Annotated in this window: 9 protein-coding genes and 1 pseudogene; 3 read left to right on the top strand and 7 right to left on the bottom strand. The window is 65.6% G+C overall.

What is annotated here, in order from left to right; genetic code table 11:
• Nucleotides 1–42: 42 nt before the first annotated feature.
• From AC07OD_RS19305 to rpmH, 7 genes and pseudogenes are all read right to left on the bottom strand, one after another.
• A pseudogene (locus AC07OD_RS19305) lies at nucleotides 43–591 on the bottom strand (hypothetical protein); the annotation flags it as partial.
• 110 nt (nucleotides 592–701) lie between these two features.
• Nucleotides 702–1,193, bottom strand: coding sequence for a Crp/Fnr family transcriptional regulator (locus tag AC07OD_RS19300; RefSeq protein ID WP_218296331.1), 492 nt, complete (start codon nucleotides 1,191–1,193; stop codon nucleotides 702–704).
• A gap of 122 nt (nucleotides 1,194–1,315) precedes the next feature.
• The gene (mnmE, locus tag AC07OD_RS19295) at nucleotides 1,316–2,746 is read right to left on the bottom strand and encodes a tRNA uridine-5-carboxymethylaminomethyl(34) synthesis GTPase MnmE (RefSeq protein ID WP_494597769.1); all 1,431 of its coding nucleotides are present in this window, start codon (nucleotides 2,744–2,746) and stop codon (nucleotides 1,316–1,318) included.
• Nucleotides 2,747–2,841: 95 nt separating this feature from the next.
• Entirely contained in the window at nucleotides 2,842–4,548 is a 1,707-nt protein-coding gene (gene yidC, locus AC07OD_RS19290) for a membrane protein insertase YidC (RefSeq protein ID WP_218296333.1), read from the bottom strand.
• A complete protein-coding gene (yidD, locus tag AC07OD_RS19285) occupies nucleotides 4,545–4,838 on the bottom strand; it encodes a membrane protein insertion efficiency factor YidD (RefSeq protein WP_218296334.1) in 294 nt (97 codons plus the stop codon). Before yidD ends, yidC begins: the two co-directional genes overlap by 4 nt.
• Nucleotides 4,835–5,347, bottom strand: coding sequence for a ribonuclease P protein component (locus tag AC07OD_RS19280; RefSeq protein ID WP_492254236.1), 513 nt, complete (start codon nucleotides 5,345–5,347; stop codon nucleotides 4,835–4,837). The genes yidD and AC07OD_RS19280 overlap by 4 nt, the downstream gene beginning before the upstream one ends.
• Before the next feature lie 73 nt (nucleotides 5,348–5,420).
• On the bottom strand, nucleotides 5,421–5,555 hold the full coding sequence (gene rpmH, locus AC07OD_RS19275) for a 50S ribosomal protein L34 (RefSeq protein ID WP_005798102.1): 135 nt from the start codon (nucleotides 5,553–5,555) through the stop codon (nucleotides 5,421–5,423).
• Between the two features lie 421 nt (nucleotides 5,556–5,976).
• On the opposite strand from rpmH, the gene dnaA reads away from it, so the two are divergent.
• The 3 genes from dnaA to gyrB all read left to right on the top strand — a co-directional run bounded on the left by dnaA (nucleotide 5,977) and on the right by gyrB (nucleotide 11,442).
• Nucleotides 5,977–7,401 (top strand): chromosomal replication initiator protein DnaA, encoded by a 1,425-nt coding sequence (dnaA, locus tag AC07OD_RS19270; protein WP_218296336.1) that lies wholly within the window; start codon nucleotides 5,977–5,979, stop codon nucleotides 7,399–7,401.
• A gap of 130 nt (nucleotides 7,402–7,531) precedes the next feature.
• The gene (gene dnaN, locus AC07OD_RS19265) at nucleotides 7,532–8,650 is read left to right on the top strand and encodes a DNA polymerase III subunit beta (protein WP_218296337.1); all 1,119 of its coding nucleotides are present in this window, start codon (nucleotides 7,532–7,534) and stop codon (nucleotides 8,648–8,650) included.
• 176 nt (nucleotides 8,651–8,826) lie between these two features.
• On the top strand, nucleotides 8,827–11,442 hold the full coding sequence (gene gyrB / locus AC07OD_RS19260; RefSeq protein ID WP_494597768.1) for a DNA topoisomerase (ATP-hydrolyzing) subunit B: 2,616 nt from the start codon (nucleotides 8,827–8,829) through the stop codon (nucleotides 11,440–11,442).
• The last annotated feature ends 76 nt before the right edge of the window (nucleotides 11,443–11,518 follow it).

The raw sequence follows: 11,518 nt of genomic DNA, 5'->3' as shown, positions 1-11,518 counted from the left end.
CGGTTATTAGTCGTCGGCAGCGTCAGATGGGGATAAGAGACAGGCCCCCACGGGGGCGGGTGCCGCCGCAGCCGGCAACGGCCGCCGGGCCAGGGGGGGCGCCGCCTGCAGGGACGCGCCCTGGGGCGCCACGCCCTTCTGGGGAATCCCCACCGCCACATGGTCGTTGATGCGCCAGTAGACGGCCGTCACCAGGATGTCGTAGCGGGTCTTGGCGGTCTGTGCGATCAGCGCCTCGATCTCGGACAGGCGCACGGTCTCGCCGCCGTATTCGCGGGCCAGGTCCATCATCACCAGGAACTGGCGGCCGCGCTGGTCCAGCGAGAGCACCTTGAACTTGTAGCTGGCCGACAGCACGCCGGCACGCACCATCGCATCGCGCACCACGGTGTAGAGCAGCTCGCGGCGCTCCATGCGCTCGTTCTTGCGGTTGGCGGCGTGTTCGGGCGGCAGCGGCTCCACCAGGGGCTTGCCCTGTCGGCCTGGCGAGAGTGGCACCGTGGCATCGGCATTCAGCAAGCCCGACGGTTCGGCCATGGACCGGGGCTTGGGGGGGGCGGGTTTGCGGCTAAACCAACTGAACAGGGACATGGCTTGCTTTCTACGGGACGGCGCCAGAAAAATCCAAATCGAGTGTAACTTGCTGTACACCCGTTCGCGCCCCACGAAAGCCCGCAGGAGCTGACAGTCCGGGGGGTCTGTCAGGTGGCCGCAACGCGGCGGCGGCGGTTGCCCAACCGCTTGGCCAGCACGGCCCCCGCGGCCATCACCAGGCCCAGCGCGATGGCGGGCTGGCGAATCGACAATTCGGTGAAACGGATCGCCGGCAGGCTCCACAGCTTGCAGGGCGCGCTGGCCTGCACGGTGGCGCTGCGGGCGCGGTGCGAAAAGAACGCGCCTTCGCCGACCACCGAGCCCGCGCCCACGATGGCCAGGCGCAAACGTTCCTTCTCGTCCTGGTAGTGCACGCTCAGGCTGCCGCTTTCCACCAGGTACAGGGTGCGGTCCGTGGCGCCCTGGGTGAACAGCACCTGCCCGGCGGGCATGACCACGGGCAGGAGGTACGACGACAGCACATCCCACTGCGCGGGCGTCAGCGGGTTGGTCATGCTGTCGTCTGCACTGGCCTGTGCAATGGCATCGATCAGACCTTGCAGGTCCACCTTGGAAACAACCGGCGTGGGAACATTCATGGTGCGCCGAAAGTACCCTTGTTACAGATGGGACACAAGCGTTGTTAACGTCCGTTTACAACATTCGCGACAAGCGGCGGCGTGGGCTTCTTGGCCGGATGCCGCCGGCCGCCTCGCGCCCTTCATTTGCCGATGCAGAAGCTGGAAAAGATGACGCCCAGCAGGTCGTCCGAACTGAATTCGCCCGTGATGGCGCTCAGGGCGTTCTGGGCCAGGCGCAGCTCCTCGGCCAGCAGGTCCAGCGCCGGGCCCTGCGCCTGCAGCTGGTCGGCCGCCTCCTGCAGATGGGCACCCACGGCCTGCAGCGCCTGCACGTGCCGGGCCCGGGCGATGTAGATGCCCTCCGGTGCGGACTGCCACCCCGCCACCTCCAGCAGCAGGCGCCGCAGGCTGTCGAGCCCCTCGCCCGTGCGGGCCGACAGGCGCACCCCCGGCCGGGCGCCCGCTCCCGCAGGAGCCCCGGGCACGCCCCGGGGAGCCCGGTCCAGCTTGTTCCAGACATCGATGACGGGGATGCTTCCAGGCAGTTTCTGGGCCAGTGCGCTTTCTATATCTGCGTCGGCAGCTATGTAATCAATAGCATCCGCGCGCTCCAGGTCGTGCAGGAACAGCACCGCGTCGGCCCCCGCGATCTCGTCCCAGGCGCGCGCGATGCCGATGCGCTCCACCTCGTCGCTGCTGTCCCGCAGGCCCGCGGTGTCGATGATGTGCAGCGGCACGCCTTCGATCTGGATGGTCTGCTGCACCTTGTCGCGCGTGGTGCCCGCAATGGGCGTGACGATCGCCAGCTCGGCCCCGGCCAGCGCGTTGAGCAGCGAGCTCTTGCCCGCGTTGGGCTGGCCCGCGATGACGACCTTGATGCCCTCGCGCAGCAGCGCGCCCTGGCGCGCGCGCTGCATCACGGAGGCCAGCGTTTGCTGCAATTTCGATAGCTGCCCGTGCGCATCCGCCTTGCGCAGGAAGTCGATTTCTTCTTCAGGAAAATCGAGCGTGGCCTCCACCAGCATGCGCAGGTGGATGAGCGCATCGCGCAAGGCGTGGATCTCGGCTGAGAACGCGCCCGTGAGCGAGCGGCTGGCGCTGCGCGCGGCGGCCTCGGTGCTGGCGTCGATCAGGTCGGCGATCGCCTCGGCCTGGGCGAGGTCGATCTTGTCGTTCAGGAACGCGCGTTCGGTGAACTCACCCGGCTGCGCCACGCGCAGGCCGGGCAGGCAGGGCTGGCCCGTGGCCGGGTCGGTGGCCGCCCCCGCCTCCAGGCAGCGCGCCAGCAGCAGTTGCAGCACCACGGGGCCGCCGTGGGCCTGCAGTTCCAGCACGTCTTCGCCGGTGTAGCTGTGCGGGCCAGGGAAATACAGCGCCAGCCCCTGGTCGATGGCCTGCCCCTGCACATCCCGGAAGGGCAGGTAGGTGGCCTCGCGGGCTTTCAGCGCCCGGCCGCCCAGCGCCTGCACCAGCGCGCCGATGCCGCGGCCGGACACCCGCACGATGCCGACGGCCCCGCGCCCCGGAGCGGTGGCGATGGCGACGATGGGGTCATGGTGGCGGGCAAGCATGGTGGCGACTGTACAAGGTTGATGGACAAGAAAAAGGCCGCTTGCGCGGCCTTTCGGGGGGTCAGTTCATGGATGTCAGCGTTGCCGCTGTGGCATCACTTGAAACTGGGAAGGTTGAACTGCGGTGGCACGCCCATGCGGGTGTTGATGAGCCACTGCTGCGCAATCGACAAGATGTTGTTGGTCAGCCAGTACAGCACCAGGCCGGCCGGGAAGAAGAAGAACATCACGCTGAAGATCAGCGGCATGAACCACATCATCTTGGCCTGCATCGGGTCGGGTGGCGCGGGGTTCAGGGCCGTCTGCAGCAGCGAGCTGGCCGTCATCAGCAGGGGCAGGATGAAGAACGGGTCGGGCGTGGACAGGTCGCGGATCCAGCCGATCCAGGGCGCGTTGCGCATTTCCACGCTGGACAGCAGCACCCAGTACAGCGCGATGAACACGGGGATCTGGATCATGATGGGGAAGCAGCCGCCCATGGGGTTGACCTTTTCCTCGCGGTAGATGCGCATCATCTCCTGCTGCATCTGCTGCGGCTTGTCCTTCAGGCGCTCGCGCATCTCCATGATCTTGGGGTTGATGGCCTTCATCTTGGCCATGCTGGCGTAGGCCTTGGCGTTGAGCCAGTAGAACGCGATCTTGAGCAGCAGCACCAGGGCCACGATGGACCAGCCCCAGTTGTTCAGGAGCTTGTGCAGCTGGTCGAGCAGCCAGTACAGCGGCTTGGACAGAATGGTGAGCCAGCCGTAGTCCTTGACCAGCTCCAGCCCGGGGTAGAGCTTTTCCATCATGGTCTCCACCTGCGGGCCGGCGAACAGGCGCGCGTCCACGGTCTTGCTCGCGCCCGGCTCGATGGCGCCCAGCGAGGTGAGCATGCCCACGGAGTACAGGTTGGTGTCCACCTTGCGGGTGAAGGGCTCGCGCTGCACGCCGTCGGCCAGCAGCCAGGCCGTGGCGAAGTAATGCTGCACCATGGCGACGTAGCCGTTGGGCGCATCCTTGGGGATGTCGACCTTGCCGTTCTCGATGTCCTTGAACTCGATCTTCTGGTACTTCTTGGCCTCGGTGAAGACCGCGGGGCCGGTGAAGGTGGAGTAGAACGAAGACTCTCCGGGCGGCTTGTTGCCGTCGCGCACCAGTTGCAGGTACAGCTGGGGCGACACGGCGGCGCTGCCGGTGTTCACGACCTCGTGCTTGACGGCAATGTCGTAGGCGCCGCGCTTGATGGTCCAGGTCTTGGCCAGCTTCACGCCACCTTGCACGGGCGATTCGAAGCGGATGCTGATTTCGTCTTCGCCGTCCTTGAGCTCGCGGGGGCCGGGCACCACGGTCATCGCGGTCTTGTGGGTGGGGAAGGTGCCGCCGATCAGGCCCGTCTGCGCCACGTAGACACGCTGCGCGCTCTCGTCCAGCAACAGGAAATTGCGGGTCTTGTCCGCCATGTCCGCGTGCTGCAGCAGCTCGGCATGCGTGAGCGATCCGCCCTCGCTGTCAAACGTCAGCCGGTACAGGTCGGTCTTGACCTCCACGCGTTCGCGCGCGGCCGGAGCAGCCGCGGGCGCCAGCTGGCCAGGCACCGCCGAGGCACCCTGCGCCGCAGCCGCCACCGGCGCGCTGGAGGCGGGGACGCTGGCCGCGCCGGTGGCGCTGGACGCGGCGCCCTGGGCGGCAGGCGCCGTCACCGTCGGCGTGGAGGGGAAAAAGGTGGCCTTGTTGCCGTTGTGCAGCTGCCACTTGTCCCACAGCAGAACCATGGAAAAGCCAAAAATCACCCACAGGATGGTGCGGCGAATGTCGTTCATGAAGACTTCTTTGGTGAGGATGGTTGGGTGTTGGAATCAGAAAGCCGCGAGAACAGCCGCATGCTGCGCGGCAATTGTTGCGGGACCGGGTCATGGCCCCCGTCACACCAGGGGTGGCAGCGTACCAGCCTGCGCACCGTGAGATAGCTGCCTGCCGCGGCGCCGTGCCGTTCCAGCGCCTGCAGCGAATAGGCCGAACAGGTGGGCTCGAAGCGGCAGGCAGACCCCAGCCAGGGGCTGAGAAACAGCCGATAGCCCTTGACCACGCCCATCAGCAGGCGCTGCATCATGGCCCAACCACCTCTGCCACCACAGGCGAAGCGGGGGCCGAGGCCGCCGCAGCACCGCCCGACCGCCGGGCGGCATGGCCAAACAGCTGCAGCAACTCTGCACGCACCGCCTGCTTGAGCTGGTCGGACGTGGCGCTCACGAACTGCTTGCGGTCAAACGCCGTGCGCAGACGCACCACATGGGCCGCCTGCGGAAGCCGCGCCTCGAACGTGGCGCCCACCGTGTAGATCTGTCGCTTGATGGTATTGCGCGTCACGGCGCGGCGCGCCCAGCGCTTGGGCACCATGGCCCCCAGCCAGACGCCCTGCACGACAAACAGGGCCTGCGGCCCTTGCGTTGGCGGCAAGGAACCGGGCCCTGTGGGTGCGGCAGCACTGGCGGCCCCGCTGGCAGGGTTGCTGCCAGCGGCGTCCAGCACCAGGCGGTGCAGCGCAAAATGCGCCGTGCGGGAGACAGTGCCCCCCGCCATCGCGGCCTGGAACTGCGGACGGGTTTTCAGCCTGTGCATGCAAGCGCCCCGTTTGGAACCTGGCGGTACAAGCCGGGAACAGGCGGGGAGCAGGCCGTAGACCGTAGCGGCCTTAGACGGCCAGGCGCTTGCGGCCCTTGGCGCGGCGTGCGTTGATAACGGCACGGCCGCCGCGGGTCTTCATGCGGACGAGGAAACCGTGGGTGCGCGCGCGGCGGGTCTTGGAGGGCTGGTAAGTACGTTTCATGATGCTATTCCTTGAGGTTCAGTTCCGGACTGCTGCTCTTGAACCCCCTGCGGCCTGCAACCCGCGCCATATGAAACAGCACTCTGGAGGCAGACCCACGGGGGCAGAAATAACGGCGCGCCGGGTCAAATCACCCTGAACACATTCAGGGAAACCCAAAATTATCGCAGGCTTGGCCGCTGCTGGCAATGCCTTTTGGCCGGCGGGCCTTTCCAGCAGGCCCCGCAACAGCCCCGCGCGCGGCGGCCGGCCTGTGCCGCGCGGCCGCCATCCGCAGCCAGCGCGCACCACAGCCCAGGCAGAAATTCAACCCCAGGAAACACCCGAATGCGGTGCCCCCCAAATTGTGGATAACTCCTTGACAAGCTACAATCCCCCGCCCAGTACCGTTCCTCCTATCCACAACAAGAATCTCCCTGAAATGACCGAGGAACCCTCCCGCAGCCCCCTTCCATCACCCGGCGCAGACGCCGGCCAGGGCCTGTGGCAAGCCTGCGTAGAGCAACTGGCGCAAGACCTGCCCGAACAACAGTTCAACACCTGGATCAAGCCCCTGGTGGCCCAGGTGGCCGAGGACTTCTCCAAGGTGACCGTGCTGGTGGGCAACCGCTTCAAGCTCGACTGGATCCGTGCCCAGTATGCGGGCCGCATCGCCGCCCTGCTCGAGGGCCTGTACGGCCAGCCCGTCACCCTGGAGTTAGCGCTTGCTCAGCGCGAATCCGTTGCCCGTACTTATGTGCGCCCTGCGGCATCGGAGCCATCGAACACCGCCGCCCCCGCTGAATCGCCGGCCAGCAGCAGCGATGACGCCTCGGCCGGCGCGTTCCGCAACCGGCTCAATGCCGCCCTGACGTTCGAGACCCTGGTGGAGGGCACGGCCAACCGCATGGCACGCTCGGCGGCCATGCACGTGGCCGGCATGCCGGGCCATCTGTACAACCCGCTGTTCATCTATGGCGGCGTCGGCCTGGGCAAGACCCACCTGGTGCACGCTGTGGGTAACCGCCTGCTGCAGGACAGGCCCGACGCCAAAGTTCTCTACATCCATGCCGAGCAGTTCGTGTCGGATGTGGTTAAGGCGTACCAGCGCCGCACCTTCGACGAGTTCAAGGAGCGCTACCACTCGCTCGACCTGCTGCTCATCGATGACGTGCAGTTCTTCGCCAACAAGGACCGCACGCAGGAAGAATTCTTCAATGCGTTCGAGGCCCTGCTGGCCAAGAAGTCGCACATCGTGATGACCTCGGACACGTATCCGAAGGGCCTGGCCAACATCCACGAGCGGCTGGTCTCGCGCTTCGACTCGGGCCTCACGGTCGCCATCGAGCCGCCCGAGCTCGAGATGCGCGTGGCCATCCTGATCAACAAGGCCCGCGTCGAAGGCACCGAGATGCCCGAGGAAGTCGCCTTCTTCGTGGCCAAGAACGTGCGCTCCAACGTGCGCGAGCTCGAAGGCGCGCTGCGCAAGATCCTCGCGTACTCGCGCTTCAACCAGAAGGAAATCTCCATCCAGCTGGCCCGCGAGGCGCTGCGCGACCTGCTGTCGATCCAGAACCGGCAGATCAGTGTGGAAAACATCCAGAAGACGGTGGCCGACTACTACAAGATCAAGGTCGCCGACATGTACAGCAAGAAGCGCCCGGCCAGCATTGCCCGGCCGCGCCAGATCGCGATGTACCTGGCCAAGGAACTGACGCAAAAGAGTCTTCCCGAGATCGGAGAATTGTTTGGCGGGCGCGACCACACCACGGTTTTGCACGCCGTGCGCAAGATTTCCGGAGAGCGCCAGCAGCTCACGGAACTGAACCAGCAATTGCACGTGCTGGAGCAGACGCTGAAAGGCTAAAAAGGCGTGATCGAGGCCCCCCAGAGAAACGGCTCCGTTAAGGGGCAAAATGACGGGTTGTGCAGCAGGGGGAGGCACGACCCGTGCCGCTGTCCAAGCTCCGTTCCAAAAACCACAAGAGGTTGATGACATGATCGTCCTGAAGGCAACACAAGACAAGGTTCTCGCGGTACTGCAGTCCGTGGCTGGCATCGTCGAGCGCCGGCACACCCTGCCCATCCTGGCCAACGTGCTGATCCGCAAGACGGGCAATGCCCTGCAGCTGACGACCAGCGACCTCGAAATCCAGATCCGCACCACCGCAGAGCTGGGCGGCGACACCGGCGACTTCACCACCACGGTGGGTGCCCGCAAGCTCATCGACATTCTGCGCACCATGCCCGGCGACCAGACGGTCAGCCTCGAATCGGCCCAATCCAAGCTCATCCTCAAGGGCGGCAAGAGCCGCTTCACACTGCAAAGCCTGCCGGCCGAGGACTTCCCGCTGGTGCAGGAATCCGCTGCCTTTGGCCCCGTGTTCGCCGTGCCACAAAAGACCCTCAAGGACCTGCTGGGCCAGGTGTCGTTTGCGATGGCGGTGCAGGACATCCGCTACTACCTCAACGGCATCCTGTTTGTGGCCGAGGGCAAGCAGCTGTCCCTGGTGGCCACCGACGGCCACCGCCTGGCGTTCGCCAGCGCCACGCTGGATGTGGAAGTGCCCAAGCAGGAAGTCATCCTGCCGCGCAAGACCGTGATCGAGCTGCAGCGCCTGCTGTCCGACGCGGGTGGCGAGAACCAGCCCCACATCGAGATGCAGTTCGCCAACAACCAGGCCAAGTTCACCTTTGGCGGCATGGAGTTCGTCACCAAGCTGGTCGAGGGCAAGTTCCCCGACTACAACCGCGTGATCCCCAAGAACCACAAGAACAGCATCACCCTGGGCCGCGCGCCGCTGCTGGCCAGCCTGCAGCGCACCGCCATCATGACCAGCGACAAGTTCAAGGGCGTGCGCCTGAACCTGGAGCCCGGCACCTTGCGCGTGGCGTCGAACAACGCCGAGCAGGAAGAGGCCGTGGACGAACTCGACATCGACTACGGTGGCGACACCATCGAGATCGGCTTCAACGTGACCTACCTCATCGACGCCCTGGCCAACATGGGCCAGGACATGGTGAAGGTGGAGCTCTCGGACGGCAACAGCTCCGCGCTGATGACCATCCCCGAGAACGACAGCTTCAAGTATGTGGTGATGCCGATGCGCATCTAGCCCTGCGCCCGCCACCGGTGGGCGTGAGGTTGCGATGCCCCGCCCCCCGCCCCAAGCAGCCCACCGAAAAAGCTACATTTTTGATAGCTGCCAGCGCTTATTGAATAAGCGCTAGAGCCCAGTTTGACCATTGAACACATTGGAAACCCCGGTTTCCACGGATCCCAAGGCCCACCATGACCGCTGACAACATCCCCTCCGAGCCCGAAGCCACCGGCGTCTCCGGCCATGTTGAGCCCACCCTCGCCAAGATCGACACCAACCAGGCTGGCGCCAGCGAAAGCTACGGCGAAGGCGCCATCACCATCCTGGAAGGCCTGGAGGCCGTGCGCAAGCGCCCCGGCATGTACATCGGCGACACGAGCGACGGCACCGGCCTGCACCACCTGGTGTTCGAAGTGGTGGACAACTCCATCGACGAAGCCCTGGCCGGCCACTGCGACGACATCGTCGTCACCATCCACAGCGACAACTCCATCAGCGTGACCGACAACGGCCGGGGCATTCCGACCGGCGTGAAGATGGACGACAAGCACGAGCCCAAGCGCTCGGCCGCCGAGATCGCGCTGACCGAACTGCACGCGGGCGGCAAGTTCAACCAGAACAGCTACAAGGTCTCCGGGGGCCTGCACGGCGTGGGCGTGAGCTGCGTGAACGCGCTCAGCAAGATGCTGCGCCTGACCGTGCGCCGCGAAGGCAAGGTGCACGCGCTGGAATTCAGCAAGGGCTTCGTGCAGAACCGCATCGTGCAGACGGTGGACGGCGTGGAAGTCTCGCCCATGCAGGTGCTGGACGACACCGACAAGCGCGGCACCGAAGTGCACTTCTTGCCCGACACCGAGATCTTCAAGGAGAACAACGAGTTCCACTACGAGATCCTGGCCAAGCGCCTGCGCGAACTCTCGTTCCTGAACAACGGCGTGCGCATTCGCCTCAAAGACGAGCGCAGCGGCAAGGAAGACGACTTCTCGGGCGCCGGTGGCGTGCGCGGCTTCGTGGAGTTCATCAACAAGGGCAAGACCGTCCTGCACCCCACCTCGTTCTACGCAGCCGGTGAACGCCCGGCCGAGACGTATGGCGGCATCCCCGGCACGCACATTGGCGTTGAAGTGGCCATGCAGTGGAACAGCGCGTACAGCGAGCAAGTGCTGTGCTTCACCAACAACATCCCCCAGCGTGACGGCGGCACCCACCTCACCGGCCTGCGCGCCGCGATGACCCGCGTCATCAACAAGTACATCGAAGAAAACGAGTTCGCCAAGAAGGCCAAGGTCGAAGTCACCGGCGACGACATGCGCGAAGGCCTGTGCTGCGTGCTGAGCGTGAAGGTGCCCGAGCCCAAGTTCAGCAGCCAGACCAAGGACAAGCTGGTATCGAGCGAAGTGCGCGCCCCCGTGGAAGACATCGTGGGCAAGCTGCTCACCGACTACCTGCAGGAGCGCCCGGCCGACGCCAAGATCATCTGCGGCAAGATCGTGGAAGCCGCCCGCGCCCGCGAAGCCGCCCGCAAGGCCCGCGAAATGACCCGCCGCAAGGGCGTGCTCGACGGCATGGGCCTGCCCGGCAAACTGGCCGACTGCCAGGAAAAAGACCCCGCGCTGTGCGAGATCTACATCGTGGAGGGTGACTCCGCCGGCGGCTCTGCCAAGCAAGGCCGCGACCGCAAGTTCCAGGCCATCCTGCCCCTGCGCGGCAAGATCCTGAACGTGGAAAAAGCCCGCTACGAAAAGCTGCTGACCAGCAACGAAATCCTGACGCTGATCACCGCCCTGGGCACCGGCATCGGCAAGGCCGGCGGCACGACGGGTGGCGACGACTTCGACGTGGCCAAGCTGCGCTACCACCGCATCATCATCATGACCGACGCCGACGTGGACGGCGCCCACATCCGCACCCTGCTGCTGACCTTCTTCTACCGCCAGATGCCCGAACTGGTGGAGCGCGGCCACATCTACATCGCCCAGCCGCCGCTGTACAAGGTGAAGGCCGGCAAGGAAGAGCTGTACCTGAAGGACGCGCCCGCGCTCGACGGCTTTTTGCTGCGCATCGCGCTGAACCACGCCAGCGTGACCACCGGCGGCGCCAACCCGCAAACGCTGGCTGGCGACACCCTGGCCGAACTGGCGCGCAAGCACCAGATCGCTGAAAGCGTGATTGCCCGCCTGGGCAACTTCATGGACGCCGAGGCCCTGCGCGCGATTGCCGACGGCGTGAGCCTCAAGCTCGACACCGTGGCCGACGCCGAAGCCAGCGCCGTGGCCCTGCAGGCCAAGCTGCGCGAACTGAACACCACCGGCGCCCCCGCCGAAGTGGCCGGTGAATTCGACGTGCGCACCGACAAGCCCCTGCTGCGCATCAGCCGCCGCCACCACGGCAACATCAAGAGCAGCGTCATCACGCAAGACTTCGTGCACGGCGCCGACTACGCCGCTTTGGCCGAAGCCGCCGAAACCTTCCGCGGCCTGCTGGGCGAGGGCGCCAAGGCCCTGCGCGGCGAGGGCGAGAAGCAGAAGGAAGAGAAAGTGAGCGACTTCCGCCAGGCCATGAAGTGGCTGATCAGCGAAGCCGAACGCAGCACATCCCGCCAGCGCTACAAGGGCCTGGGCGAAATGAACCCCGAGCAGCTGTGGGAAACCACGATGGACCCCAACGTGCGCCGTTTGCTGCGTGTGCAAATTGACGATGCGATCGAAGCGGACCGCGTGTTCACGATGCTGATGGGGGATGAAGTGGAGCCGCGGCGGGATTTCATTGAGACGAATGCGCTGCGGGCGGGGAATATTGATGTATGACGCACGCATGACACTGTGCCTACCCAGAGTCACCAGCACACGCAGAAATATATAGCCGCCAGCCAGCAACATACCT

This window comes from Acidovorax sp. GW821-FHT10E03 (genome assembly GCF_059415205.1).
This window is presented reverse-complemented; position numbering and strand designations above follow the sequence as displayed.

What these genes read in the sequence shown, in the direction of transcription:
- AC07OD_RS19300 (WP_218296331.1), bottom strand. Translation starts at nt 1,193, where the DNA reads ATGAATGTTCCCACGCCGGTTGTTTCCAAGGTGGACCTGCAAGGTCTG.
- mnmE (WP_494597769.1), bottom strand. Translation starts at nt 2,746, where the DNA reads ATGCTTGCCCGCCACCATGACCCCATCGTCGCCATCGCCACCGCTCCG.
- yidC (WP_218296333.1), bottom strand. Translation starts at nt 4,548, where the DNA reads ATGAACGACATTCGCCGCACCATCCTGTGGGTGATTTTTGGCTTTTCC.
- yidD (WP_218296334.1), bottom strand. Translation starts at nt 4,838, where the DNA reads ATGATGCAGCGCCTGCTGATGGGCGTGGTCAAGGGCTATCGGCTGTTT.
- AC07OD_RS19280 (WP_492254236.1), bottom strand. Translation starts at nt 5,347, where the DNA reads ATGCACAGGCTGAAAACCCGTCCGCAGTTCCAGGCCGCGATGGCGGGG.
- rpmH (WP_005798102.1), bottom strand. Translation starts at nt 5,555, where the DNA reads ATGAAACGTACTTACCAGCCCTCCAAGACCCGCCGCGCGCGCACCCAC.
- dnaA (WP_218296336.1), top strand. Translation starts at nt 5,977, where the DNA reads ATGACCGAGGAACCCTCCCGCAGCCCCCTTCCATCACCCGGCGCAGAC.
- dnaN (WP_218296337.1), top strand. Translation starts at nt 7,532, where the DNA reads ATGATCGTCCTGAAGGCAACACAAGACAAGGTTCTCGCGGTACTGCAG.
- gyrB (WP_494597768.1), top strand. Translation starts at nt 8,827, where the DNA reads ATGACCGCTGACAACATCCCCTCCGAGCCCGAAGCCACCGGCGTCTCC.